Below are 26,769 nucleotides of genomic sequence, written 5' to 3' on the forward strand. Positions count from 1 at the left end.
CGTGGCGCGCCGGATAGGGTCGTGGGTATGACCCACCAGGTGCACGCCTTCGAGCCGCCGGAGCGGTTCGTCGCCGGGACCGTCGGGCCGCCCGGGGAGCGCACGTTCTTCCTCCAGGCGCGCGGCGGCGGCCGGCTGGTTAGCGTCGCGCTGGAGAAGGTCCAGGTGTCGTTGCTCGCCGAGAAGCTGGAGGAGCTGCTCTCCGAGGCGCAGCGCCGCTTCGGCGTCCAGTTGCCCGAGCCGGTGCCCGCCGTCGGCGACAACGACCCGCTGGACACACCGGTCGACGAGGAGTTCCGGGTCGGCACGCTCGGGCTGGCCTTCGACGTCGACACCACGACCGTGGTGATCGAGGCCATCGCCGCCGGCGAGGCGGAGGCCGAGGTCGAGCTGGGCGAGCCGGACGACGACGAGGACGTCGACGACGAGCCGGACGACGACCTCGACCGGCTCCGGGTGCGGCTGACCCCCGAGGCGACCCGCGCGTTCATCGAACGGGCCCGGCGGGTCGTCAACGCCGGCCGGCCGCCCTGTCCGCTGTGCGGCCAGCCGCTCGACCCGGCGGGTCACCTCTGCCCGCGCCACAACGGTTATCACCGGTGACCTCGTCGGAACTCCAGCCCCGACAGGACGGCGACGCCGCGCTCCGCTTGCTCCGCGACGGACGACTCGACCTGGAGGGGCGGCTCGTCGACGCCTCCAACACCACCCTGCGCGGCATCCTGACCCTCGACGGGGCGACCGCGCGCTGCGTCTACAAGCCGGTGCGGGGTGAGCGACCGCTGTGGGACTTCCCCGACGGCACCCTGGCCGGTCGGGAGGTCTCGGCGTACGTGGTCTCCCGCGCCACCGGGTGGGACCTGATCCCGCCCACCGTGCTGCGGGACGGCCCGTTGGGGCCGGGGTCGTGCCAGCTCTGGATCGACGAGCCGGAGGACGCCGAGCCACTGGTCGGCTTCGTGCCGGCCGACGCGCTGCCGCCCCGCTGGTTCCCGATCGCCGCGGCCCGCGACGACGACGGCACGCCCTACGCGCTGGCCCACGCCGACGACCCGCGGCTGGCCCGACTCGCGGTGCTCGACGCGGTGATCAACAACGCCGACCGCAAGGGCGGCCACGTGCTGGCCGGCCCGGACGACCGGATCTACGGCGTGGACCACGGCGTCAGCTTCCACGTCGAGGAGAAGCTGCGCACGGTGCTCTGGGGCTGGGCCGGCCGGCCGCTGCCGGCGGACGCCGTGGAGATGCTCGACGCGCTCGCCGGCCAGCTCGCCGGCGCGCTCGGCGCGGAACTGGCCGACCACCTCACCCTCGGGGAGATCGCCGAGCTGGCCGCCCGGGTCGACCGGCTGCGCCACACCGGCTGCTTCCCGCAGCCGTCGCCGGACTGGCCGGCGGTGCCCTGGCCCCCCATGTGACCCTTCCCGCCGATCCTCGCGGCGCTGTCGTGATGATCACCCGTGGGGTGCCCGTGTCCGGGTCCGACGGCTGGTTAGGCTGACGGTCATGGACTCTTGGGCGGGACACGAGGTGCCGCGGCTGCCGGGCAGGGGCGGCCCACTGGCGTTGTTCGACTCGGCACGGCAGGGCGTCCGGCCGAGCGATCCCTCCGGCACCGCGACCATGTACGTCTGCGGCATCACCCCGTACGACGCGACCCACCTCGGCCACGCCGCCACCATGATCGCGTTCGACCTCGTGCAGCGGATGTGGCGGGACGCGGGCCTCGACGTGCGCTACGTGCAGAACGTCACCGACATCGACGACCCGCTGCTGGAGCGGGCCGAGCGCGACGGCGAGGACTGGAAGGTCCTGGCGATGCGCGAGACGGCGCTGTTCCGGGAGGACATGGAGGCGCTGCGGATCATCCCGCCGGCGCACTACGTCGGCGCGGTCGAGTCCATTCCCGACATCGCCGAGAAGGTCCTCGTGCTGCTCAAGGAGGGGGCCGCGTACCGCCTGGAGGACGGCACCGGCGACGTCTACTTCGACATCGCCGCCGCGCCCCGGTTCGGCTACGAGTCCAACCTGACCCGCGAGCAGATGCTGGAGATCTTCCCGGAGCGCGGGGGCGACCCCGACCGGGCCGGCAAGCGCGACCCGCTCGACCCGCTGCTGTGGCGCGGCGCCCGCGAGGGCGAGCCCTCCTGGCCGGGCGGCGACCTGGGGCCCGGCCGCCCCGGCTGGCACATCGAGTGCACGGTGATCGCGCTCAACCTGCTCGGCGACCGCATCGACGTGCAGGGCGGCGGCAACGACCTGATCTTCCCGCACCACGAGTGCTCCGCCGCGCACGCCGAGCGGCTCACCGGCGCGGCGCCGTTCGCCGACCACTACGTGCACGCCGGCATGATCGGCCTGGACGGCGAGAAGATGTCGAAGTCGCGGGGCAACCTGGTCTTCGTCTCCCGGTTGCGCGCCGACCGGGTCGACCCGATGGCGGTCCGGCTGGCGCTGATGTCCGGGCACTACCGCACCGACCGCTCCTGGACCGACGAGCTGCTCGCGACCGCGCAGCAGCGGCTGGCCCGCTGGCGGCAGGCCGCCGCCGCGCCCGCCGGCCCGTCGGGGGAGGCGTTCCTGGCCGGCGTACGCGCCCGACTCGCCGACGACCTCGACTCGCCGGGTGCCCTGACGCTGGCCGACGAGTGGGCCGAGGCCACCCTCGCCGGTGACGCGACCGACCCGGCCGCCCCCGCCCTCTTCGCCGACACCCTCGACGCCCTCCTGGGCATCCGCCTCTGACCCCCGCCCCTTCGGGCTCGGTCAGCCCAGGACCAGGCCCGGGTCGGGGTCCGGGTCCGGGGTGGGGGAGGGGATCTTGTACTCCTCGGTGAGCGTGGTGACCGGGCCGGGCCAGGTGGCCTGGGCGACCTCGATCGGCTTGCGGTGGCCGTCGTACGCGACGTGCAGCAGGTGCAGCACGGGGGTGTCGGGACGGATCTGGAGGGTCTCCGCCTCCTCGCGACTGGGCTGGCGGGCGCTGATCGTGTCGGTTGCCGAGACGTACCGCCGGCCGGTGGCCTCCTCGGCCTCCTGGTAGAGCGGCCGGCCGAACGCCTCGGCGCGCTCCAGCGACGTGCCGGCGGTGTCGGCGGGCAGGAACCACGAGGCGCCCACCTCGACCGGGGAGTCCTCGGTGCGTACGAGGTGGCGCCGGCAGAGCAGCTCGGTGCCGTCGGCGACCCCGAACGCGTCGGCGACCTCCGGCGGGGCGGGGGCCCGGCCGACCGAGACGAGCTGCTGCCGGTACCGGGCGGCCAGGTCGGTGTGGTAGCCGCGGAAGCCGCCGTACCGGCCCCGGGAGAGCCGGTTGAGCCGCCGCCGGGTGCCGCGGACGTACGTCCCGGAGCCGGGTTTGGTGATCAGGATGCCCTCGACCCGTAGCTGGTCGACGGCGCGTTGCACGGTCTGCTTCGCCACGCCGAACATCTCGGCGATCGCCGGGATGGACGGCAGCCGCTCGCCCGGCCCCCAGTCGCCGCGGCGGATCTGGGCCTTGAGCTGCGCGGCGATCTGCCGATGCGGGAACTCGGCCGCCCCCGGATTGATCTGCATGCCCGCCTCCTCGATCACAGCTAGGTTCCTAGGATGCCGTAGAGGTGGTGACGGCGCCACCCCGGACACGACAAAAAGGGCCCCGGACGCGCGTGCGTCCGGGGCCCGGGCAGGCAGGGGAAAAGGCGCTACCAGGAGCCGGCGGTCGGGCCGGCGGAGCCGCCCCGGCGGCGCAGGTACTTCTCGAACTCCTGGGCGATCTCGTCGCCGGTCAGCGGGGTGATGCCGGCGTCACCGACGCGCTCCTCCAACTCGCGCACGTACTCGCCGAGCTCGGCGTCCTGCTCGGCGGCGCTGCGCACCCGCTGCTCCCACTCGGCGGCCTCCTCGGCCAGGTCGGCCATCGGCACCGGCAGGTCGAGCACCTCCTCGACCCGGTGCAGCAGGGCGAGGGTGGCCTTCGGGCAGGGCGGGTTGTTGGCGTAGTGCGGCACGTGCACCCAGAACGACACCGCGTCGACCTCGGCGCGGTTGCAGGCGTCGTGCAGCACGCCCACGATGCCGGTCGGGCCGTCGTAGCGGGTGGGGGTGAGCTGGTAGCGCTTCGCGGCCTCCGCGTCGGAGGCGCTGCCGCTGATCGGCAGCGGCCGGGTGTACGGCACGTCGGCCAGCAGGGCGCCGAGCACGACCACCCGCTCGACCTCCAGACTGTGGCAGATCTCCAGCACCTGCTCGCAGAAGGTGCGCCACCGCATGCTCGGCTCGATGCCCCGGATCAGCACCACGTCCCGCTCGGTGCCCTCGGGGCTGGCCACCATGAAGCGCGTGGTGGGCCACTCCACCCGGCGGGTCTCGCCCTCGGCCATCGTGATGGTGGGGCGGCTGACCTGGAAGTCGTAGAAATCCTCCGGGTCCAGCTCGGTGACCTGCCGGGCCTGCCACACCTGCTCCAGGTGCTCGACGGCGGCGGTGGACGCGTCGGCGGCGTCGTTCCACCCCTCGAACGCGGCGATCGCCACGGGGGACCGCAGCACCGGCAGTCCGTCGAACTCGGTCACGCCGTCACCTCACCCTGCTCGTCGGGGGCGGCGCCGGGACCGTACCCGGTCGCCCGCCCGCCGGGCGTGGTGCTGTCGCTGTAGTCCTTCACGTCCGCCAGCCTACGTCCCGGCGCGGGAAGGGGCCCGTCGGCCGCGCCGGTCGGGCCCGGCGCCGGCCTCATACCGCGATGAACCGGACAGCGTGATCCCGCTGACAGAATGTGGGAAGGCAAGCACGGGGGAGCCCATCGGGTCGCGGCGGCACTAACCTGAACCCCGTGCGGACCTCATTGCTCGACGTGCTGGCAGACCGGATCCTCATCGCCGACGGCGCCATGGGCACGATGCTGCAGGCGGCTGACCTCACCCTCGACGACTTCGAGGGCTACGAGGGCTGCAACGAGATCCTCAACGTCACCAGGCCGGACGTGGTCCGCGGGGTGCACGAGGCGTACCTGGCCGCCGGCGCGGACTGCGTCGAGACCAACACCTTCGGGGCCAACCTGGCCAACCTGGGCGAGTACGACATCCCGCACCGCATCCGCGAGCTCTCCGAGGCGGGGGCGCGGATCGCCCGGGAGGCCGCCGACGCGTACGCCACGCCGGAGCGCCCCCGGTTCGTGCTCGGGTCCATCGGCCCGGGCACCAAGCTTCCCACCCTCGGGCACGCCGACTACGCGACCCTGCGCGACGCCTACCAGGAGAACGCCGCCGGCCTGATCGACGGGGGGTCCGACGCGCTGATCGTGGAGACGTGCCAGGACCTGCTCCAGGTCAAGGCTGCCGTGGTCGGTTCGAAGCGGGCCATGGCCCAGCTCGGCCGGACGGTGCCGATCATCTGCCACGTCGCCGTGGAGACCACCGGCACCATGCTGGTCGGCAGCGAGATCGGGGCGGCGCTGGCGGCCATCGAGCCGCTGGGAGTCGACCTGATCGGGCTGAACTGCTCGACCGGGCCGGCCGAGATGGGCGAGCACCTGCGCTACCTCTCCCAGCACTCCCGGATCCCGCTGTCGGTGATGCCGAACGCGGGTCTGCCGGTGTTGACCGCGGACGGGGCGTACTTCCCGCTGACGCCGGTGGAGTTGGCCGACGCGCTGGAGCGGTTCGTCACCGAGTACGGCGTCTCGCTGGTCGGCGGCTGTTGCGGCACGACCCCCGAGCACATCCGGGTGCTGTCCGAGCGCCTGCACGGCACGAGCCCGGCGCCCCGCGAGCCCCGGCACGAGGCGGGAGTCTCGTCGGTCTACCACCCGGTGCCGTTCGCCCAGGACGCCTCCGTGCTGATGGTGGGGGAGCGGACCAACGCCAACGGCTCCAAGGCGTTCCGCGAGGCGATGCTCGCCGGCGACTGGCGGGCCTGCGTGGAGATCGCCCGCAGTCAGGCCCGCGACGGCTCGCACCTGCTGGACCTGTGCGTCGACTACGTCGGCCGCGACGGCACGCGGGACATGCGGGAGCTCGCCGGTCGCTTCGCCACCGCCTCCACCCTGCCGATCATGCTGGACTCGACCGAGCCGGCGGTGATCGAGGCGGGGCTGGAGATGCTCGGCGGCCGGTGCGTCGTCAACTCGGTCAACTTCGAGGACGGCGACGGGCCGGAGTCGCGGTACGCCCGGGTGATGCCCGTCGTCAAGGAGCACGGCGCCGCCGTGGTGGCGCTGCTCATCGACGAGGAGGGGCAGGCGCGGACGGCCGAGTGGAAGGTGCGGGTCGCGGCCCGGCTGATCGACGACCTCACCGGTCGGTGGGGGATGGACCGCTCCGACATCCTCATCGACGCGCTGACCTTCCCGATCGCGACCGGTCAGGAGGAGACCCGGCGCGACGGCATCGAGACGATCGAGGCGATCCGGGAGATCGCCCGCCGCTACCCGGGCGTCAACTTCACCCTCGGCATCTCGAACGTGTCCTTCGGGCTCAACCCGGCCGCCCGGCAGGTGCTCAACTCGGTCTTCCTGCACGAGTGCCAGCAGGCCGGCCTGACCAGCGCCATCGTGCACGCCAGCAAGATCCTGCCGTTCAGCAAGATCCCCGACGAGCAGCGGGAGGTGGCGCTGGACCTCGTCTACGACCGGCGGCGCGAGGGCTACGACCCGGTGCAGAGGTTCATCGAGATCTTCGAGGGCGTGGACGCCGCGTCGGCGCGTGCCGGGCGGGCGGAGGAACTGGCCGCGCTGCCGCTGGAGGAACGCCTCAAGCGGCGGATCATCGACGGGGAGCGCAACGGCCTGGAGGCCGACCTGGACGCGGCGATGGCGCAGGGGCGCAGCCCGCTGTCCATCATCAACGACATTTTGCTCGACGGCATGAAGGTCGTCGGCGAGCTGTTCGGCTCGGGCCAGATGCAGCTGCCGTTCGTGCTCCAGTCCGCCGAGGTGATGAAGACCGCGGTGGCGTACCTGGAGCCGCACATGGAGACCGCCGAGGACGGCGGCAAGGGCCGAATCGTGCTGGCCACCGTGCGGGGTGACGTGCACGACATCGGCAAGAACCTGGTCGACATCATCCTGTCCAACAACGGCTACGAGGTCGTCAACATCGGTATCAAGCAGCCGATCAGCGCGATCCTGGACGCCGCCGAGCAGCACCGCGCCGACGCGATCGGCATGTCCGGCCTGCTGGTCAAGAGCACCGTGATCATGAAGGAGAACCTCGCCGAGATGGCCGCGCGCGGGGTCGCGGAGCGCTGGCCGGTGCTGCTGGGCGGGGCCGCGCTGACCCGGGCGTACGTCGAGGACGACCTGCGGTCGATGTTCCCCGGCCAGGTGCACTACGCCCGGGACGCCTTCGAGGGGCTGTCCCTGATGGACCGGGTGATGACCGCCAAGCGCGGCGGGGCACCCGTCATCGACGCGGAGCGGGAGGCGGCCCTGGCGGCCCGCCGGGCGCGCCGCGAGCGGCAGCGGGCGATCGTCACCGAGTCGCTGCCGGCACTGGACGACGCCTCGGTTCGCTCCGACGTGGCCACCGACGTCGAGGTGCCCACCCCGCCGTTCCTGGGCACCCGGGTCGTCAAGGGCGTGCCGCTGGCGGACTACGCGGCGCTGCTCGACGAGCGGGCGACCTTCCTCGGGCAGTGGGGCCTGCGTGGCGCCCGCAGCGGGCAGGGCCCGTCGTACGAGGAGCTGGTGGAGACCGAGGGCCGGCCGCGGCTGCGCTACTGGCTGGACCGGCTGATCGCCGACCAGGTGCTGGAGGCCGCCGTCGTGTACGGCTACTTCCCGGCGTACGCCGAGGGTAACGACCTGGTGGTGCTGGACGAGAACGGGCACGCCGAGCGGGCCCGGTTCTCCTTCCCCCGGCAGCGCCAGGAGCGGCGGCTCTGCCTGGCCGACTTCTTCCGCCCGCGCGGCGACGAGCTGGACGTGGTGGCGTTGCAGTTGGTCACGGTGGGTCAGCCGGTCAGCGAGTACGCCGCCAAGCTGTTCGCCCGCAACGAGTACCGCGACTACCTGGAGGTGCACGGCCTGTCCGTGCAGCTCACCGAGGCCCTCGCGGAGTACTGGCACCGGCGGATCCGCGCCGAGCTGACTCTGCCCGGCGGCCGTACGGTGGCCGACGACGACCCGGCCGACCTGGCGGGCCTGCTGCGCACCGACTACCGGGGCTGCCGGTACGCGTTCGGCTATCCGGCCTGCCCGGACCTGGAGGACCGCGCGAAGATCGTGGAGCTGCTGGGCGCGGAGCGGATCGGCGTGCAGTTGTCGGAGGAGTTCCAGTTGATGCCCGAGCAGGCCACCGACGCGATCGTGGTGCACCACCCGGAGGCGAGCTACTTCAACGCCAAGTGACGCCGTTGCCCTGCCTGGGTTGGCGTTGGTGGGGCGGCGCGGGCGTCCGGTGGTCGAGCCTGGTCCGGATGTCTGATGGTGGCTCAGGGGAGAAGCAGACCACGCACGCGTGCTTGCAGTGCGGGTTGCACCGCGCGTTCGGTCATTGCCTTCTGGACGAGTTGCAGGTCAGCACCGTGCATCCGCAGGTGATCGATAAGTGGCATGTACCGGTCCGGGCGATCCCGGTAGAGCTCTGAGACCAACCGCAACTCCAGTCGGACCGCGGGAACCACGTGCCTGCCGCATTGGACTGGACGATAGTGCTGCCACGGGCCGGTCCCGACGCATTCGAGCACGTCGGTATCGGCCTGTCGCTCGACGGTGCTGACCCCCACATCGATCTGGTCGACCTCATAGTGCGCGAAGTACTGCCCGGCGTGCGGGAGCCAAACCGGCGGATCCAGGCATGGGAATCGGGACAACGCGGCTGCGATGGTGTCGACGTCGTCTCGACGGGCGACCAGGATGTCGACGTCGCTGGCCTGAAGTTCGACGCCCTGCAACAGGGCGGCACTGGTGCCGACCAGCCGATAGCCGATTCCGTTGGCACCCGGATCGATGTGGTCGAGAACCTTGGACAGGATTTTCCGCAGCTCTGCCTGGTCGCGCAGCGGTCTTGCCTTGTTCTGATCCATATCTGGACGGTGCCTCAGGGGTGTGACAGCGGGATCAGGCGCTCGGCCGGGAGGACCCGGCGCATTCCACCGGTCGCGGTGTAGATGGTCTCGGTGATCCCGGGGGCCTTCTCGGCGGGCGCGGCCCCGGCCGGCGCGGCAAGGGTCAGGGCGGCGACGGTGAGGGCGGTGCTCAGGGTTCCGAAGCGCCACCTTGCCTCCGGTTGGGGGAGGGCAGGGCAGGGTTCCGGCCGCCCGATCAATACGGCGACACAGATAGCGAAAATGGGACCGCCGAAAGTATTGACCGGTGGGGTCGCGGACCATAGGTTGCGCGGAGAGAGATTTCCACTCCTCGATGGAGGTGCAGATGACACCCTCCGGTATCAGCAGGCGCGGCCTGCTCATCGGCGCGGCCGCCAGTGGGGCGCTGGCCGGCCTCGGCGCGGCACCGGCCACGCCGGCGCGCGCCGCGGAGACCCCCGACTTCACCACCCGGGCCGCGTTCGACGCGCTCGACCTCGGTTTCAACGGTGGCAACGGGCGGAAGGACGATCTCAACGACAACCGCGGCGCGCTCGGCTGGGGCGAGTCCTACGTGCTGCAGGCGTACCTGCTGATGTACGAGGCGCACCGGGACACGTACTACCTGGACAAGGCCATCGACCACATCGACCACGTGCTGGCCAACCGGGACAGCGTCCGTGGCGTCGTCGACTGGCGCGGGCTCTCCCTGCCCGCCTGGCAGACCGGTGACCCCTACTCGGTCGGCGAGGTGCTGCTCACCGACGCGCAGGGGCGCCCGACGTTGCGCGTGCGCTCGGCCCTGGCGTTCAGCGCCACGTCCCGGTTGACCGTCACCCCGGGCACCAACCCCGGCACCTTCAAGCTGTGGGTCTACTCGGCCTACCGACGGGTCGGCGACACGTACGACAACCTCTCCATGGATCCCGCGAGCCCCGACTACGCGGTCCGGCGGATCAACGAGTCCTTCTACGTCGGGGGAGCCCAGGTCACCGTCAAGGACGTGCGCCCGAGCCCGGACGCCGCCGGCGAGCCGGTGCCGGTGGACACCCTGATGACCGCGCCGAAGTTCCACTCCGTCGTGCACACCGGGCAGATCGCGTACCCGATCGCGAAGTTCGCCCGCCTCGTCGCGGCCGACCCGAAGCTGCGATCCAGCAGCCCCTACCGCGACAAGGCCCGCGAGTACTATGCCGCGGCCGACGCCGCGCTCGCCGTGCACGACCGGGAGTTCGTCCAGGAGGGGCGGTACGGCTACTACATCGCCCTGCGGGACGACCCGGTCAACTACGACGGGGTCGACTGGCCGCACAACTACTACACCAGCGTCGCGCGGGCCTACCTGGAGCTGTACCGGGCCGGCCTCCGTCCGGCCCACGCCGAGCGCGCCTCGGCCCTGGTGCACACGTTCCGCGACGACATCCGGTGGAAGAGCGCCGGTACGGCGGCCTGGACCTACTACTGGACCAGGGGCTGGCCGTACCGTGGCTGGACGCCCGAGGACCGGGTCAGCAACAACATTCCGCGCTCCGGGGCCAGCACCCGCCTCGAGGATGTCTCGCACGGGCACATCGACGTGCAGATGATGGTCACGGCGTACGAGGCTGGTCTGGTCGCCCGGCGGGCGGACATGCGCGCGCTCGCCGCCACCCTCAGCCGCGAGATCATCACGACCCGGGCCGACGGTCAGCCGACCGTCTGGTCCTACGTCGGCCCGGCCGGCGTCATCGGCAGCGCGGCGTCCGAGCAGATCGTGGCCGGCTGGCTCGCCCTGGCTCCGTACGACGAGGACCGGCGGATGGTCGAGGCCGTTGCCACCATGTACCGCAACCAGAACCCGGCCCCCGGCATCGTGCCGATCTACGGCGCGGCGTGGCTGAACTGGGCCAGCCGCGTGCGGTGAGGTACGCCCGGCACCGGCCGTGCGAGCTGCGGCACACGACCGGCCGGTGCCGGGACCGGACTCAACGCAACGCCGCCAGCCGGCGCAGCGGCTCGGCCGTCTTCGCCCCCGCGACCGCGTCCGCACCGTCGGTGTAGCAGCCGGCGATGGCGGCGGCGTACTCCTCGCGCCACGCGTGCCACCGCCCGACGAGCTCCTCCACCGTGCTCGTCGCCAGCACCCGGGCGGCCGACGTCGCCGGGTCCCCGGGTTCGGCCGCGTGGTGCCAGGCGGCGGTCTGGGCGATGTCGTCGGTGGCGTGAACCAGCAACCGGTGCCCGGCGCAGGCCCGCACCAGCGGATCGTCGGCCGACTCGTACAGGGCCCGCAGCTCGTGGACCGTGCCGCGCTCGATCACCCCGCACCAGGACGGCAACGCCGCCGCCGCGTCGGCGTTCCAGTACAGCGTCGCGGAGGCGGCCAGCACCGGCTCGGCGGTGGCGAGCGGTTCGCACGGCGGGGAGACCGTGTCGTACGCCGCCCACGCGGTACTGACCACGCCGTCGGCACCCAGCGCGCGGGCCTCCCGCGCCCACATGCGTACGTTGGCAAGCCGCCGCGACCAGGCGGGGTAGGCGACGTTGGGGCCGTCCGCGCCGCGCGCCGCCGAGGCTCCCACGACGGCGCGACCGCGGGCGGTCAGCGCCCGCGCCCACGGCAGCGGGTGGTCGCCGGACTTCACCGCCGCGATGAGCCGGCGCTCGTCCGGCGGCAGCGACCCGGCCGGTATCAGGGGCGCGCCGGGCGGTGCCGACTCCAGCCGGTTGGACGCCGCCACCAGCGTCTGGGGCGTGCCCCACCGCGCCCAGCCCGTGCGGCCGGTCGCCGCGTACTCCCACGGCATCAGGACGGTCTCGGGCGGCAGCGCGTCGACCAGGGCAGGGTGACGCTCGCCGTAGAGCACGTCGTCCCACAGCACCGGCCGCCGGCCGGCCTCGATCACCAGCCGGGCCGCGGCGGCCACGTGCCGGACGTACAGGTCGCTCCGCCGCTGCCCGGCGCAGCGGGAGCAGCCGCCCAGAGACCACGGCTCGTCGCCGCCGATGTGCACCATGCCCGCGTCCGGGTGGGCCGCGAGGACCGCGTCCAGGGTGGCGGCGAAGAAATCGAGGGCCCCCGGTAGGGAGGGGCACAGCTGCTGGTGCCGCTCGTCCTCGGCGAGGTGCCGCCAGCGCGGGCGACGCAGGGCGTACTCCAGGTGGCCGAGACACTGCACCAGCGGCATGACGGTCATGCCGTGCCGTGTGGCGGTGGCGAGCAGCCCCGGCACGTCGACCGGGTCCGGCGCGGCCAGGTCCAGCTCCGGTGGGTACGGGAACCTGTCCTCGTACTCGACCAGCAGGGTGTTCACGCGTAGTGCGCCGAGCCGGGCGAGCAGGCCCTCCAGGTAGGACGGGTTCAGGGACGGTCCCTTGAGGTCCAGGTGCACGCCCCGGACGGCGAGGTCGGCGAAGTCGACCAGGCGCCGGCAGTCCAGCCCCTCGGTGGTCAGCGACGTGGCCGCGTAGGCGAGTGCCGCCGGGGAGCGTCCGGTCAGCTCGATCCGGTCGCCGGTCACGGCCAGCGCGAAACCGTCGGGCCGGTCGGGCGCGGTCAGCGTGGGGTCGGCTGACGTACCGACCACCACCCACCGGCCCGGCGCCCGGCTCACGGCCCGGGTTGGCAGCCCGAGCAGGCCCGCCACCCGGGCCGCCGTGGCTTCGGCACCGGGCGGGTGGTGGACGGCGGCTCCGGCCGGGGGGCGGAAACCGCCGGGCTCGGGAAAGACGGCACGGGCCTCGATCATGTGGCGAGTCCTCTCCGGGGCCGAGCGCGTCGGTGGACCTCGTTCGCCTGACCCCGATCGCGGCCTGCTTCGCGGGGCGGTTTCATCGCTGCCGCGCCCGGCGGTACGCGGCGGCGAACGCCGGACCGTCGTACTCCACGTCGAACAGGTACGGATCCCGCAGGTCGACCCAGCGCCCGCCGTCGTGCCGGGATTGCAGTGCGGCGAGGGCCGCCAGTTCCGGTTCGACCAGGGCGGTCACCGGCAGCGGGTTCGGGGCGTCTCCGCGCAGGTACGGCACGACGGCGTGCAGCAACCTGGCGTGGAGCGTCGACGGCTCGACCTCGATGTGGCGGACGGACTGCCCGGAGAGGACGGTGGCGTGGAACGGGTGCGAGGAGGCCGTTTCGCCCACCGACACCATCCCGGTCCGCCCGTCGGCCCAGGCGATCTCCACCCGGTGCTGACCGTGCCCGCCGAGCCACCGGGCCCGATGCATGCCGGGCCCGAACAGGCCGTGCAGCAGCGAGTACGCGTGGATCCCGCGGTCGAACTCGTGGCCGGAACAGCCGACGAGGGCGAACTCGGCCTCCGGGTCGGACTCGACCGCCCAGCGCAGTGACGAGCCGCCGGAGAGTCGTACGCCGTGGTCGCCCCACTCGATGAGCTGGCTCAGGTCGGCGACGTTCCCGGCGAGCGGCTTGTCCAGCAGCACCGCCCGGTCGGCGGTGACGAACGGGGTGGCCCGCTCGAGGCGCGCCGACCAGTCGGCGCCGGACACCACGGCGAGGTCCACCGCCTCGGCCATCTCGTACAGGTCGTCCATGACGTGTGGGATGTCGTGCCGGGCGGCGAACTCGTCGGTCGGGCCGTGATGCCAGACGGCGGTGACGTCGTGCCCCATCGCCCGCAGCAGCGGGATGAACTCGCCGGGGTGGCTGGTGTCCAGATCGACCAGCCCGATCCGGGCCATCAGCCTTTCACCGCCCCGCGCATGCCGTCGACGAAGTGCTTCTGCATGGCGATGAAGAATATGACGATGGGCAGCACCGCGATCACGGTGCCCGCGGCCATCGAGCGCACGTCGGTGCCGAAGATGCCCTGCAGGTATGCCAGCCCGAGCGCGACGGGGTACTTGTCCTCGCTCTTGAGGACCACCAGCGGCCAGATGAAGTTGTTCCAGACGCCGATGAAGCCGAAGATGGCCAGGGTGGCGAGAGTGGGGGTGACCTGGCGGACCGCGACCCGCCAGAAGATCTGCCACTCGTTGCACCCGTCCACCCGGGCCGCGTCGAGCAGTTCCCGGGGGATCTGCTCGAACGCCTGCTTGAGCAGGAAGATGCCGAAGGCGGAGAGCAGCCCGGGCAGGACGACGCCGGCGAAGGTGTCGACCATGCCGAGTTCGGACACGACGAGGAAACGCGGCACCAGCATGACCTCGCCGGGCAGGAACATCGTCGACACGATCAGCGCGAACAGCGGCGCCCGGCCCCGGAAGTCCATCCGGGCCAGCGGGTAGGCGGCGAGCGCCGAGATGACCAGGTACGCCGGCACGGTCATCAGCTCGTAGAGCAGGGAGTTGGCCAGGTACCGCGGAAAGGGGATCTGGGTCCACGCCTCGACGAACCAGGTGGCCACCGGGGGCAGCGGGATCAGCTGCGGCGGGAACGAGTAGACCGGCTGGCTCGCCGGTTTCAGGGCGCTGGCGAGCAGGATGAGGAACGGGACGACGAAGAGCGCGCCGACGAGGCACAGCAGCGCGTAGCAGGCGGTCTTCTTCACGAGGCTCATGCGGCGGCCGCCTTTCCGCGGGTCAGGCGGTAGGAGACGAGGGAGAGGACGACGAGGATCGCCCACAGGACCAGACCCATCGCGCTGGCGTAGCCCATGTTGAAGTGGCGGAACGCCTCGTCGTAGAGGTAGTAGCCGAGGGTGAGGGTGGCGTCCTGCGGGCCGCCCTGCGTCATGACGAAGACCGACGTGAAGACCTGCATCGAGTCGAGCGCGGCGAGTACGGTGACCACCGCGATGTAGGGGCGCAGCAGGGGCACGGTGATGCTGCGCAGCCGGCGCCACGGTCCGGCGCCGTCGACTGAGGCGGATTCGTAGAGGTCGCGCGGGATGGACTGCAATCCGGCGAGGTAGATCATCATGTAGTAGCCGAGGGACTTCCAGCTCTCGACGAGGACGAGGGCGGGCAACGCCCAGCCCGGCTCGAGCAGGTACTGCACCGGTTGGTCGAGCAGGCCGATGCTGCTCAGCAGCCAGTTGAGCATGCCCCGCTGGTGGTAGACGTAGTTCCAGGCGATGGCCACGGCGACCATCGAGGTGACGACCGGCAGGTAGTAGACCAGCCGGAACATCTTGATCCCGCGCAGCGGCAGGTTGACCAGGACGGCCAGGAACAGCGGCACCACGACCAGGATCGGCAGCATCCCGACCAGGAAGAGGCCCGAGTTCGCCAGGGCCGTCCAGAAGCGTGGGTCGTCCCCCATCCGGACGAAGTTGTCCAGGCCGACGAACTCGGCGGGGGAGACCACCCGGTAGTCGTAGAAGGCCAACTGCACGGCGGTGATCGCGGGCCAGACGAAGAAGACGGCGAGCAGCGCGAGGGCCGGCAGCAGGAACAGGTACGGCGTGACGCGCCAGTGCTGGCGGACGCGCCGCGTGCGCCGTCCGGAGGGGACGGTCGGGTGCGCCGGTTCCGTCGGCGCTGGCATCACCGTCATCGTCATGCCGCACATCCTCAGGGTGAGCAGTGAGTCGGATCGAACCTCTTGACAGCCTGGCCGCGATGGATAACCTTTGTCCGCAACGAGCTTTAAGGACCGCCGAAATTTAGTCCGGACCATATTTCGCCCCCCAGGGACTGTCAAGGTCGCCGATGCATCTCCACCGCCTCGCCCGGTGACCCATCGATCCCCGACACCATTGGAGGTCCGCCGTGAGGGTCGCATCGCTGCTGGCCAGGAGCCTGGCCGTCGGACTCGCGCTCAGCCTGACGACCGGATGCGTCGCCGGCACCAAGGACGACGCACCGGCCGAGAGCGGCAGCATGGAGATCGAGTTCTGGACGATCAACCTGAAGAAGAACTTCGAGAGCTACATCGGCGGGCTCATCGACGGGTTCGAAAAAGAGCACCCGGGCGCCAGAGTCACCTGGGTCGACGTGCCGGGCAAGGAGATCAAGCCCAAGCTCCTCGCGGCGGTCGCCTCGGGCAAGGTCCCGGACGTGGTCAACCTGAGCAATCTCGACCTGGAAGGGTTCGTCCCGTCGCTGACCGATCTCGGCCCGCACGTCACCGTCGAGCAGCAGCAGGCGTACACGCCGAATCTCCTTGAGCCGCTCAAGGCCGACGGCAAGCTCGTCGCGCTGCCCTGGTACAACGGCGGCGCGCCGGTGTTCATGTACAACAGCGAACTGGTCCGAAAGGCCGGCCTGGACGTCGACAAGCCGCCGAGGACGTACACCGAGGCGCTGCAGTGGGGCATCAGGCTGCACCAGGCGACGCCCGGTGTCTACGGCATGAACGGCCTGCCCATGGTGGCGGTCCTGCAGTCCGAGGGGATGCCGGTGCTCTCCCCGGACGGCCGCAAGGCCGCCTTCAACACCCCCGAGGTCAAGGCACTGCTGAGCACCTGGAAGGACGCCTACGACAAGGGTGGGATCGCGCCGGGCACCATCGGCAAGGACGACCGCAGCCTGCCGCAGACCATCGAGAACCAGCAGATCGCCTTCTCCGCCTCGATCCTGCCCTTCACCCTCACTAACATCCAGAAGAACGCCCCGGGCGTCTACCGGGCGATCCGACTGGCCCCCGCCGTGACCGGCCAGACCGGCGCGCACATCCTCTCCGACCAGCAGACGCTCGTGGTGCCCAAGGGCGCCGACAACCCGAAGCTGGCCGCCGCCTTCGCGAGCTACGTGACCAGTGCCGAGAACCAGACGGCCTTCTGCAAGCTGGTCGCTATCTATCCGTCCACGCTGGAGTCCCTGAAGGACCCGCACTTCAGCACCTTCCAGCCCGGTGACCTCGGCGACCAGGCGCGAAAGATCGTCGCGGAGGAACTCCCGGCGGTGAAGCTCGGGTTCCTCGGCACCGGTGCCGACGACAAGCTCAACGAGCGGTGGATGGAGAACATGCGTGCCATGTTCTCCGGGGCCAAGACCGTCGACCAGGCGGTCGCCGACGCCGAGCGGGAGTGGAACGCCATCCTCGCCGCCAAGTGATCGATCCGGTGCCGCCACGCACGGGGGCGGCGCCGGCCGGGAAAGGACGCAGCATGTCGCAGTTGGGTGTCGGGATCGCCGGCGCCGGGATCATGGGCCGGGCCCACGCGGAGATCCTCGGCGACCACCCGGCGACCCGGGTCGTCGCGGTCACCAGCGGGACCCGCGCATCGGCGGAGAAACTCGCCGGTGAACACGGCGCGCGGGTCCACCGGGACGCGGCGGCGCTGGTCGCCGACCCCGATGTGGAGATCGTCGTCGTCGCCACCCCCGACCACCTGCACGCCGACATCGTCCGCGCCGCCGCCGAAGCCGGCAAGCACGTGCTGGTGGAGAAGCCGTTCACCACCGACCCGGCCGACGCGGACCGGGCGCTGGCGGCCGTCCGGCGGGCCGGGGTGAAGGCGATGACCCTGTTCAACCACCGCTGGGTTCCCGCCTACGCGCAGGCGCAGGAGCGCATCGCCGCCGGTGCCATCGGCCGGCCCCGGCTGGCCTACGCCCGCAAGAACGACACCCGCTACGTTCCGACCCGGATGATTCCGTGGGCGGACCGGACCACCTGCGCCTGGTTCCTCTCCAGCCACGACATCGACCTGGTCTGCTGGTTCTTCGACGACCAGGTGGAGACCGTCTACGCCTCCGCGGTCGACGGGGTGCTGCGCGACCTGGGCGTGCACACCCCGGACGCGATCCAGGCGCAGTGCCGCTTCCGGGGCGGCGGCGTCGCCACCTTCGAATCCTGCTGGACCTACCCGGACACGTACCCCACCATGACGGACTCCTTCGTCGAGGTCGTCGGGGAGCGGGGTGTCATCCATCTCGACCGCAAGTGCGAGCAGATCGAGATCGCCACGGACGATGCCTACCAGTACCCCCGCAACCTGCTGATGCGTACCGTGCACGGCGTGCCGGCCGGTGCCGTGCGCGACGCCGTCTGGCACCTCGTCGACTGCGTGCGTCACGACCGCGAGCCGCTGGTGACGCTGGAGTCCAGCCGGCACGTCACGGCGGTGCTGGCCGCTATCCACCGCTCCGTCGCCTCCGGCCGACCGGAAGCCGTCTGACATGACCACCTTCGTGGAGAAGCCGGCCCACGTCGACGAGGCGCGGATGCGGCACATCAGTGCGGCGATGCTCGCCGCCGCGACCGAGGTGCCGGACCTGCGGGCCCGCCTGACCACACGGACCGGGACGAGTCCGGTGCGCGACCCGCGCCGATGGGCGGCGCAGGTCCGCGGCACCGCCCGTGCGGCGGCGGTGCTGGCCGCCGCCGACGCACTGGCGGACCGGCCGGTCGACTTCACCGATCCGGCCCACGGCCGGTCCGGGCTGTACGGCTTCCACTACCTCTCCTGGACCGATCCACTGGTGCAGGCGTACGCGCTCACCGGCAAGCGGCGCTACGCCGACCGGTTCGCCGCGATCCTCGACGACTGGTACGCCGCCCGGGACCAGGTGCGCGGTGAGTGGCCGGGGCTCGACGTCGTCTGGTACACCCTCGGTGTCGCCTCCCGGTCGCACGTGCTGATGCGCGCCCTGCACACCCTCGGCCGGGAGCTGAGCGAGAAGAGCTGGCACCACCTGGTCGCCACCCTGCTCGGCGGCGCCCGCTGGCTCGCCGAGGAGCACGACACGTTCCGGCACGGCAACTGGCAGCTTGCCGGCTGTGCGGTGCTCGCCGAGATCGCCGGGTTCCTGCCGGAGTTCACCGAGGCGGCGAGCTGGGCGGCGGTCGCCCGGGAGCGGCTGCACGAGCACCTGGCGTTGGACGTGTACGCCGACGGCGGGCACTACGAGCGCAGCCCGTCCTACCACCTGATGTGCCTGGCCGGCCTGCAGAACGCGGCGCTGCGCGACGAGAGCCTGCGGACGCATCCGCGGCTACGCGCGATGCACGACTGGTTGCTGGCCATGGCCACGCCGGACGGGGTGATACCACCCTTCAACGACTCCCACCTGACGTACGTGGCCGAACCGCTGCTGCGCGGCTGGCACCTCTACGGCGACCCCACCTATCTCGCCGTCGCCCGGCGGCACCTGCCGCCCGAGCGGATCACCGAAATCCTCGCCTGGCTGGCACCGCGTGACCTGCCCGCGGAGTCGCCGCAGGTCGCGCCGGCCGGTTCGGTCCTGCTGCCGCAGAGCAAGTTCGCGGTGCTGCGGGCCGGGGAGCACCACGGGGTGGTCAACTGCGGGCCGTACATCGAGCATGAGCTGGAGAGCCACAGTCACCACGCCGCGCTCGACCTGGTGCTGTGGGGCCACGGCGCCCCGCTGGCGTGGGAGGCGGGCGGGCCGGACAGCTACGACGACCCGCGGTATCAGGACTGGTACCGCGCGACGCGGGCGCACAACACCGTCCGCGTCGGCGAGCGGAACGTCGGCGAGGACCACGACGCCCGGATCGACCTGCACCTGACGCTGCCCGCGTGCGACGTGCTGGTCGCCGCGCACACCGGCTGGGGCGCCCCGCACCGCCGGACCGTCGTCCTGCTGCGCGGCGAACCGACGTACTGGATCGTCGAGGACGACTACCCGGCCGGGCCGTACGCCTGGCGGCTGGGCGCACTCAGGACCTGGCGGGGCGACCCCGCCACCGGACTGCACGGCGGCGGCGGTCCTGCCCTGCTCGTGCTCCCCGTCGAGGCGCCGGAGGCGGTCCACACCGACACCGGGCCGACCCGGATCCCCGACGGCGACGGCGGGTCCGCACCGGCGACGCTGCACGGGCTCACCCTGACCTACCCGGCCGGCCGGGCCCGGCACCTGCTGGTGCCGTACGCCGGTGCCCGTCCCGCCGTGCGGGTCGCCGAGTCCGGCCCGGTGCTGCGGATCACCCACGACCAGGGCGTGGACCTGATGGGCCGAGGCTTCCTGACGCGGCTTCGCCACGGCCGGCTCCGCGCCGCGGCGTCGTGGGCCGGAAAGCCGATCGAGCACGCCGGGCGCCCGCTGGTGCGGGGGCCGGCCGAGGCGGTGGGGCTGACTGTCGACGGGACGCGTTGGGTCCTCACCGTGGATGCCGCCCGACGGACCGCCATCCGGGTCGGCGCGCAGGGTGCGACCCGGCTGGACGGCGTACGGATCCGTCCGGCCCGGACCGACGACGGGACACGGATCACCCTGCCGGCGGCCGGCCGGTGGACGGTGGAGATCGACTGCGAGGGGGAGTTATGACCGGCGCCTGGCCGAGTTGGCCGCAGTGGACGGAGCACGACCTGGAGGCGGTCCGCGCGGTGCTCGACTCCGGGGCCTGGAACGGCGTCGACGCACCGGCGGTCACCGCGTTCGAGCGGCGCTGGGCCGAGCACACCGGCGCCCGCCACGCGATCACCGCCGCGAACGGCACGGATGCCCTCCTGCTCGGGCTGCGTGCGCTCGGCATCGGGCCGGGAGACGAGGTCATCGTGCCCGCCTACACGTTCCTGGCCACCGCCTCGTCGGTCGCGCTGGCCGGCGCCACGCCGGTCTTCGCCGACATCGACCCCGACAGCTACTGCCTCGACCCGGCCGCGGTCGACACCGCCGTGACGGCGCGCACCGCCGCCGTCATCGCCGTGCACCTCGGCGGTCACCCGGCGGATCTCGACGCGCTCGGCGCACTCTGCCGACGGCACGGGCTGGCGCTCATCGAGGACGCCGCGCACGCGCACGGCGCCCGGCACCGCGACCGCCCGGTCGGCGCGCTCGCCGACCTGGGCTCCTGGTCGTTCCAGGGCTCCAAGAACCTCACCGCGGGCGAGGGAGGCGCGTTGACCACGAACGACGACGCCCTCGCCGAGCGGATCCGCTCGCTGCGCAACCAGGGCAGGGTGACCGGGGGCGCGTGGTACGAGCACCACGTGCTCGGGTGGAACTCGCGGTTGACGGCGATGCAGGCGGCGCTGCTCTGCGCCGGACTGGACCGGCTACCGGGCCAGGTGCGGGCGCGCGAGGCCGCCGCCGGCTACCTCGACCAGCACCTGCGCGGGACCGTGACGCCGCAGGGGCGGGCGCCCTGGGTCGCCGTCCACGCCCACCACCTCTACCTGTTCCGCCACGACCGCGGCCCGGTGGGGGAACTGGTCGAGGCGCTGCGTGGCCTCGGTGTCCCGGCGGTCCCCGGGTACCCGGTTCCCCTCTACCGGCAGCCGCTCTTCGCCGACCGGTACCCCGGTCTGCACCTTCCCGAGACCGAGCGGGCCTGCCGGGAGACGGTCTGGCTGCCGCACCAGTTGCTGCTCGCGCCGGTGGAGCGGATGGCCGAGGTGGTCACCGCCGTGGAGAAGGCGCAGCGGTGAACCTGATCGACTGCAACGCGATGCTCGGCCGGCTGCCCACCGCCAACGCGGGGGAGGGCAGTGCCGCCGCGCTGGTCAAGCTGATGGACCGGTTCGGCATCGACGGGGCCGTGGTCGCCCACACCGCCGCCTGGCGGCACGACCCGGCCTCCGGCAACGCCCTGTTGCTGGCCGAGCTTGCTGGTGAGCCGCGGCTGCGACCCGCCTGGGTGGGCCTGCCCGACAGCTGCGGCGAGGTGGCGCCGCCCACGCAGTTCGTCGTCGCGGCCCGCCGCCAGGGCGTCGTCGCGGTCCGCCTCTACCCGGCCGACCACGGGTACGCGCTGGGCGGACCCGACTGCGCGCCGCTGCTCGACGCGCTGGCGGCGGCGCGCCTGCCCCTGCTCATCGACGCCGCCCAGGCGCCGATGGCCGAGATCGAGGCGGTCGCCGCGGCCCGTCCCGCGCTGCCGGTGGTGGTCTGCCAGCTCGGATACCGCGCCCTGCGGCAGCTCGCCGGCGTCCTGGCGCGTACCGGCAACGTGCACCTCGACCTCTCCTATCTCGGCAGCCACCTCGGCCTGGAGTGGCTGGTGGAGCGGTTCGGGTGCGGCCGGCTGCTGTTCGGTACCGGGCTGCCGCTGCGTGACCCGGCCGACGCGGTGACCCGGCTGCTCTGGTCCGAACTCGACGGCGGCGCGGTCGGCGCGATCGGTGGCGGTAACCTGCGGCGACTCATCGGTGGTGAGCTGTGGTGACGGACGATCCACTGACCGCGGCGGTCCGGCAGCGGGTCCCGCTCACCGACGTCGCCGTCATCGACGGGCACGCCCACCTGGGCCCCTACAGCCGGTTCTTCATCCCGGACCCGTCCGCCGAGGCGATGATCCGGCTGATGGACCGCTGCGGGGTACGGCGGGCGGTGCTCTCCTCGTGCCTGGCGATCGAGCTGGACACCGTCGCCGGCAACGCCGCGACCGCCGCCGCCGTACGGGCCCACCCCGACCGGCTCGCCGGCTACCTGACCGTCAACCCGCATCAGAACCCGGACGCCGAGCTGGCCCGGTGGGCCGACGACCCCGCCTTCGTCGGTGTCAAGCTGCATCCGAGCCTGCACGAGTACCCGGTCACCGGGCCCGCGTACCGGCCGGTGTGGGAGTATGCGGCGGCGACCGGGCGGCCGGTGCTCAGCCACACCTGGACCGGGTCGCCGTACGACGATCCGGCCCTGCTCGCCACGATCGCCGAGCGTCACCCGGAGGTGACCATCCTGCTCGGGCACGCGGGTGCGTTGCCGGCCGGCTTCGACACGGTCATCGAGCTGTCCCGGCGACACCCGAACCTCTACCCGGAGATCTGCGGCTCGCACTTCACCGCTTACGCGCTGGAGCGGATGGTCGGGGAGCTGGGCGCGCACCGCGTGATCTACGGCTCCGACTTCCCCTTCATCGACCTGCGGTTCTCCATCGGCCGGGTGCTCTTCGCCGACCTACCGCTGGCCGACCGGGTGACCGTCCTCGGCGGTGCCCTCGCCGCGCTGCTTCCGCATCCGACCGTGACCGACTCGACCCCGAAGGATGGAGCGCTGTGAGAATCGCCGGACTACGGACACCGGACGGCCCCCGCGTCGGCATCGGCGTCGGCGACCTCGTCGTCCGCGCCGACGCGCTCGGGCTGGACGCCGGTCCGGTGGCGCTCGCCGCCATGCCCCCCGCCGAGCGGGAGCGCTGGCAGGTCGCGGCCGACGCCAGGGCCGCGGCCGGACCGGACGGTGACGTCGTACGCCGGCTCGACGACACTGCGCTCGGGCCACCGGTCTGGCCGGTCCCCAAGATGATCTGCCTCGCGTTGAACTACCGGGCGCACGCCCAGGAGGGTGGCTTCACGCCGCCAGCCCGGCCGGTGATCTTCCTGAAGGGTCCGAACACCCTCACCGGCCACGGCTGCGACGTCGTCGTGCCGCCACTGACCCGGCGGATCGACCACGAGGGTGAACTGGCGGTGGTGATCGGCCGACGCTCGCGGCACCTCACGGGGTCGACGTGGCGCGACGCGGTGGCCGGGTACACGATCTGCAACGACCTGACCGCGCGTGACCTGCAACTGGAGGACATCGAGGCGCGGCATCCCTGGGACCTGTCGAAGAGCATCGACGGTTATGGGCCGATCGGGCCGTGGCTGGTCACCGCCGACGAGATTGCCGACCCGCAGGCCCTCACCCTCGAGGTGCGGGTGGACGGCAAGGTGCGCCAGCGCGGCGGCACCGACCAGATGATCTTCGGGGTGGGGGAGCTGCTGGTCCGGCTCAGCGCGGTGATGACCCTGGAGCCCGGCGACGTGATCGCGACCGGCACCCCGGACGGCATCGGGCCGGTGCCGGACGGCTCGACCGTCGAGGTGCGGATCGGTGGCCTCGGGGTGCTGCGGAACCGGGTCGTCTTCGCCCCCGCCGTGCCGCCGTCCGCCGGCCTGGCCGGTGCGGGTGAGCCCGTCCCCGCCGGCGTGTGACGGTCCGGCCGTACGGGTAGGGCAGGCATTCGCCGCCCGTGCCCGTCACGGGCTGCGTCGGTAGTCTGCACACAGGTCGTGAGACAGGAGTGTGACCGGTGGCGGTGGCGGGTTCCGAGGGGCACGGTCACAGGCTCACCGTCGGTGTCGTCGGCACGGCCGACGTGGTGGCCACCACCATGCATCTCGGCGCGGACCTCACCGAGGGTCCGGTCGACTTCTGGCTCGTCGCCGTCGTGTACGAGAACGAGGCGGACATCGCCCGGGAACTGGCCCGGGTCCAGCCCGACCTGGACGTGTGCCTGTTCGCCGGCCCGCTGCCCTACGACCTGGCGCGGGAGGCGGACGCGCTGAGCGTGCCCGCCACGTTCGTCCCGCTCTCCGGCTCGGCGCTGTACGGCACGTTGCTGCGCGCGGTCCTCGACGGCGGATACGACCTGCGCCGGATCAGCATCGACTCGGTGCCGCGGCGGGAGGTGGACGAGGCGTACGCGGAGATCGGCATCGCCCCCGACGGGGTGCACGTCCTGGAATACTCCGACCCGTCCTCGCCCAGCGCCTTCGAGTCGTTCCATTCCGAGCTGTACCGCTCGGGCGCGACCACGGTCGGCCTGACCAGCGTACGGTCCGTGGCGCAGCGGCTCACCGCCGCTGGCGTGCCGGTGCTGCTCGTCCGACCGACGAAGGCGACGGTGCGGGTCGCGCTGCGGACCGCGCTGCTGCTCGGGCTCGGCAGCCGGTTGGAGGAGTCGCAGATCGCGATCGGCATCGTCCAGGCGCCGGTGGGTGGTGGCGACTTCGGGGCGCTCCGGCTGGCGCTGCACGGGCTGCTGCTGGACGAGGCGCGCGGGATGGGCGCCACCGTGCTGCCCCGGGACGAGAGCAGCTACTACGTGGTCGCCACGCTCGGGTCGCTGGTCGCGGCGACCGATGACTTCACGGTCCCGCCGTTCGTCGAACGCGTCCGTGCGGAGCTGGGCATCGGCATCGAGTTGGGAATCGGGCTCGGGGAGACGGCCCGGCAGGCGGAAGCCAACGCCCGCGCGGCACTGGTGAGGTCGCGCACCGACGGCGAGCACCACAGCTATCTCGTCGGGCACGACGGTCATGTGCTGCTGCTGCCGTCGCGGCCCCGGGTGCGGATGGCCGCGCAGCAGGAGGCCCGGGAGAAGGCGGTCGCGACGCTCGGCCGGCTGGTGGCGGCGATGCGGGCCGCCGGGGAACCGCCGGGAGCCGGACCGGTGGTGGTCGACGCCCCCGGCGTCGCGGACCTGCTGCAGATCACGCCCCGGGCGGCCCGTCGGCTGCTGCACACCCTCTCCGATCTGGGCCTGGCGTGGCAGATGCCACCGGCACGGGCCACCGGTCCCGGCCGGCCCCGGCAGGCGTACCGGCTGATGGTCGAGCGGCTCGGCTGACCCGGGCGGCTGCCGTTGCCGGCGCCGGCAACGGCAGCGCGCGGTGATCGGAACCCCGACAGTCGATTCCGATCACCGCACGGCTCAACCCCGGTCAGCTCGTCCGCGACTCACGCGGCGAACGCGGCGTCGATCGCATGGGTGTCCTCGTACATGTGATAGGTCGTGATCTTGCCGTTGGTGACGGCGATGTGCAGGGCGAAGTGGTTGGTGAACGACTTGCCCGTGGCGAGGACCTCGAACTTGTTGTGCCCGAGCACCACCGCGTTCTCCCCGTCGACGACCGTCGCCGTGACGTTGTACTCCTGAGCCGGCCCGAGTACGCGTCCGAACGCGCCGAAGAAGTCCGGCAGCTCGGCCGGGGTGGAGCGTCGTCCGGACCAGGGGATGTTGGGGGTCCCGTTGACCACGAAGTCGAACGTGTCGGCGAAGAGGTCGACGAGTCCCGGCACGTCACCGGCGCCGAATCGCGCGAAGAAGGACTCGACGACGGCGGCCGTGCTGGTAGGTGTCGCGTTGCTCATGTGGATGGAACTCCTTGTGGATGACGTGGTTGGAGCGGCGTCGCGTGCGAGGGAAGGTCTCAGGCGGCGACGGAAAGGACGATCTTCCCGGTGGTGCTGTTGGTCTCGCCGCGTTCGTGGGCGTGAGCCGCCTCCCTCAGCGGGAGAGTGGTGTCGACGAGCGGCCGCAGTTGCCCACGAGCGACGAGGTCCGCGACCGCCTTCATGCCCGCATGGTCGGGCTCGACGAGGAGTCGGGTTGCGCGGACGTCGAGTTCCTCGGCGAGGTCGGCGGGGAAGTCCGGGGCCACGGGGAGGAGCGAGATGAGGATCCCGCCCCTGCGCAGGGTTCGGAGTGAGCGTGGGGTGTAGTCCCCGCCGATGGTGTCGAGCACGACATCGATGTCGCGGAGGACGGCGAAGTCCTCCGTCGTGTAGTCGATCAGCTCGTCCGCGCCGAGTCCGCGAAGGAGGTCGTGTTTGCCGGCACTGGCGGTGCCGACGACCCACGCGCCGCGGGCCTTGGCGATCTGCACCGCCAGGTGTCCGACTCCGCCGGCGGCGGCATGGACGAGGACGCGCTGGCCCGGCTGGACGTCGGCGGTGTCGACGAGAGCCTGCCACGCGGTCAGGGACGCCAGAGGCAGTGCCGCGGCGGTCGTGTGGTCGATGTTTGTCGGTTTACGGCAGAAGTGCCGGGCCGGAGCGGTCACGAACTCCGCGTAGGCGCCCGCCGGATGCGGGAAGCGCGGCATGCCGAACACCTCGTCGCCCGGGGTGAACAGGGTCACCCCGGGCCCCACCTGTTCGACCACGCCGGAGACGTCGTAGCCGAGGACGAAGGGAGGGACGGCGCCGGTGGCGAACTTCCCGCGGGCGCGGGTCTTCCAGTCGGTGGGGTTCACCCCCGCGGCGTGGACCCGGACGAGGATCTCGCCGAGCGTGGGGACCGGACGCCGCGTCTCGATGATCTTCAGGACGTCGGGTGTCCCGGCCACGTCCTGGCTGACGGCGAGCATCCGGTCCGGCGCTCGCCCTGAGCTGGTTGTCACTGCGCTCCTCACCTGTCGTGTCGGCCGCATCAGGCGGCCGCGCCCGTCCAGCATCGCTGGACAGGCAGTGCCGCTA

General features: G+C 72.2%; 22 protein-coding genes. 13 read left to right on the forward strand and 9 right to left on the reverse strand.

Annotated elements, in window-relative coordinates:
• The first annotated feature begins 27 nt into the window (after positions 1-27).
• From ACFY23_RS12555 to mshC, 3 genes are all read left to right on the forward strand, one after another.
• Positions 28-603, forward strand: coding sequence for a DUF3090 domain-containing protein (locus ACFY23_RS12555; RefSeq protein ID WP_350681287.1), 576 nt, complete (start codon positions 28-30; stop codon positions 601-603).
• The gene (locus ACFY23_RS12560; RefSeq protein ID WP_350681285.1) at positions 600-1,418 is read left to right on the forward strand and encodes an SCO1664 family protein; all 819 of its coding nucleotides are present in this window, start codon (positions 600-602) and stop codon (positions 1,416-1,418) included. The genes ACFY23_RS12555 and ACFY23_RS12560 overlap by 4 nt, the downstream gene beginning before the upstream one ends.
• A gap of 88 nt (positions 1,419-1,506) precedes the next feature.
• Entirely contained in the window at positions 1,507-2,745 is a 1,239-nt protein-coding gene (gene mshC, locus ACFY23_RS12565; protein ID WP_350681283.1) for a cysteine--1-D-myo-inosityl 2-amino-2-deoxy-alpha-D-glucopyranoside ligase, read from the forward strand.
• Between the two features lie 21 nt (positions 2,746-2,766).
• On the opposite strand, the gene ACFY23_RS12570 is transcribed toward mshC, so the two are convergent.
• Positions 2,767-3,558 (reverse strand): GntR family transcriptional regulator, encoded by a 792-nt coding sequence (locus tag ACFY23_RS12570; RefSeq protein ID WP_350681281.1) that lies wholly within the window; start codon positions 3,556-3,558, stop codon positions 2,767-2,769.
• Between the two features lie 128 nt (positions 3,559-3,686).
• Entirely contained in the window at positions 3,687-4,556 is an 870-nt protein-coding gene (locus ACFY23_RS12575) for a PAC2 family protein (RefSeq protein WP_350681279.1), read from the reverse strand.
• Positions 4,557-4,816: 260 nt separating this feature from the next.
• Here ACFY23_RS12575 and metH point away from each other — a divergent pair, with 260 nt between their 5' ends.
• Positions 4,817-8,332, forward strand: coding sequence for a methionine synthase (metH, locus tag ACFY23_RS12580; RefSeq protein WP_350681277.1), 3,516 nt, complete (start codon positions 4,817-4,819; stop codon positions 8,330-8,332).
• A gap of 83 nt (positions 8,333-8,415) precedes the next feature.
• Here the strand turns inward: metH and ACFY23_RS12585 are convergent, their stop codons facing one another.
• Positions 8,416-9,009: a hypothetical protein gene (locus ACFY23_RS12585; protein ID WP_350681275.1), complete on the reverse strand. Its 594-nt coding sequence runs from the start codon at positions 9,007-9,009 to the stop codon at positions 8,416-8,418.
• A gap of 349 nt (positions 9,010-9,358) precedes the next feature.
• Between ACFY23_RS12585 and ACFY23_RS12590 the strand changes: the two genes are divergently transcribed.
• Positions 9,359-10,915 (forward strand): hypothetical protein, encoded by a 1,557-nt coding sequence (locus ACFY23_RS12590; protein WP_350681273.1) that lies wholly within the window; start codon positions 9,359-9,361, stop codon positions 10,913-10,915.
• 61 nt (positions 10,916-10,976) lie between these two features.
• On the opposite strand, the gene ACFY23_RS12595 is transcribed toward ACFY23_RS12590, so the two are convergent.
• The 4 genes from ACFY23_RS12595 to ACFY23_RS12610 form a co-directional block, all read right to left on the reverse strand.
• Complete coding sequence (locus tag ACFY23_RS12595) at positions 10,977-12,740, reverse strand: family 20 glycosylhydrolase (protein ID WP_350681271.1); 1,764 nt, start codon at positions 12,738-12,740, stop codon at positions 10,977-10,979.
• 82 nt (positions 12,741-12,822) lie between these two features.
• The gene (locus ACFY23_RS12600; protein WP_350681269.1) at positions 12,823-13,692 is read right to left on the reverse strand and encodes a hypothetical protein; all 870 of its coding nucleotides are present in this window, start codon (positions 13,690-13,692) and stop codon (positions 12,823-12,825) included.
• Complete coding sequence (locus ACFY23_RS12605) at positions 13,692-14,510, reverse strand: carbohydrate ABC transporter permease (RefSeq protein WP_350681267.1); 819 nt, start codon at positions 14,508-14,510, stop codon at positions 13,692-13,694. Before ACFY23_RS12605 ends, ACFY23_RS12600 begins: the two co-directional genes overlap by 1 nt.
• Positions 14,507-15,454, reverse strand: a complete 948-nt coding sequence (locus ACFY23_RS12610) for a sugar ABC transporter permease (protein WP_350681265.1) — start codon at positions 15,452-15,454, stop codon at positions 14,507-14,509. Before ACFY23_RS12610 ends, ACFY23_RS12605 begins: the two co-directional genes overlap by 4 nt.
• A 209-nt stretch (positions 15,455-15,663) precedes the next feature.
• On the opposite strand from ACFY23_RS12610, the gene ACFY23_RS12615 reads away from it, so the two are divergent.
• The 8 genes from ACFY23_RS12615 to ACFY23_RS12650 all read left to right on the forward strand — a co-directional run bounded on the left by ACFY23_RS12615 (position 15,664) and on the right by ACFY23_RS12650 (position 25,138).
• Positions 15,664-16,950 carry an extracellular solute-binding protein gene (locus ACFY23_RS12615; RefSeq protein WP_350681264.1) on the forward strand — a complete coding sequence of 429 codons (1,287 nt, stop codon included), beginning with the start codon at positions 15,664-15,666 and terminating at the stop codon, positions 16,948-16,950.
• Between the two features lie 53 nt (positions 16,951-17,003).
• Positions 17,004-18,017 carry a Gfo/Idh/MocA family oxidoreductase gene (locus ACFY23_RS12620; protein WP_350681263.1) on the forward strand — a complete coding sequence of 338 codons (1,014 nt, stop codon included), beginning with the start codon at positions 17,004-17,006 and terminating at the stop codon, positions 18,015-18,017.
• Position 18,018: 1 nt separating this feature from the next.
• Positions 18,019-20,130 (forward strand): heparinase II/III family protein, encoded by a 2,112-nt coding sequence (locus ACFY23_RS12625; protein WP_350681262.1) that lies wholly within the window; start codon positions 18,019-18,021, stop codon positions 20,128-20,130.
• Positions 20,127-21,233, forward strand: a complete 1,107-nt coding sequence (locus ACFY23_RS12630) for a DegT/DnrJ/EryC1/StrS family aminotransferase (RefSeq protein WP_350681260.1) — start codon at positions 20,127-20,129, stop codon at positions 21,231-21,233. Before ACFY23_RS12625 ends, ACFY23_RS12630 begins: the two co-directional genes overlap by 4 nt.
• Positions 21,230-21,970: a hypothetical protein gene (locus ACFY23_RS12635; RefSeq protein WP_350681258.1), complete on the forward strand. Its 741-nt coding sequence runs from the start codon at positions 21,230-21,232 to the stop codon at positions 21,968-21,970. The genes ACFY23_RS12630 and ACFY23_RS12635 overlap by 4 nt, the downstream gene beginning before the upstream one ends.
• Positions 21,967-22,803, forward strand: a complete 837-nt coding sequence (locus tag ACFY23_RS12640) for an amidohydrolase family protein (RefSeq protein WP_350681256.1) — start codon at positions 21,967-21,969, stop codon at positions 22,801-22,803. The genes ACFY23_RS12635 and ACFY23_RS12640 overlap by 4 nt, the downstream gene beginning before the upstream one ends.
• Positions 22,800-23,720 (forward strand): fumarylacetoacetate hydrolase family protein, encoded by a 921-nt coding sequence (locus tag ACFY23_RS12645; protein WP_350681254.1) that lies wholly within the window; start codon positions 22,800-22,802, stop codon positions 23,718-23,720. The genes ACFY23_RS12640 and ACFY23_RS12645 overlap by 4 nt, the downstream gene beginning before the upstream one ends.
• A 98-nt stretch (positions 23,721-23,818) precedes the next feature.
• A complete protein-coding gene (locus ACFY23_RS12650) occupies positions 23,819-25,138 on the forward strand; it encodes a hypothetical protein (RefSeq protein ID WP_350681252.1) in 1,320 nt (439 codons plus the stop codon).
• A gap of 110 nt (positions 25,139-25,248) precedes the next feature.
• Here ACFY23_RS12650 and ACFY23_RS12655 read toward each other — a convergent pair whose 3' ends face one another.
• Positions 25,249-25,662: a nuclear transport factor 2 family protein gene (locus tag ACFY23_RS12655; protein WP_350681250.1), complete on the reverse strand. Its 414-nt coding sequence runs from the start codon at positions 25,660-25,662 to the stop codon at positions 25,249-25,251.
• Positions 25,663-25,721: 59 nt separating this feature from the next.
• Positions 25,722-26,693, reverse strand: a complete 972-nt coding sequence (locus ACFY23_RS12660) for an NADP-dependent oxidoreductase (protein ID WP_350681248.1) — start codon at positions 26,691-26,693, stop codon at positions 25,722-25,724.
• Positions 26,694-26,769: the final 76 nt, after the last annotated feature.

Source organism: Micromonospora sp. NPDC000121 (assembly GCF_042899165.1).
Taxonomy (GTDB): domain Bacteria; phylum Actinomycetota; class Actinomycetes; order Mycobacteriales; family Micromonosporaceae; genus Micromonospora.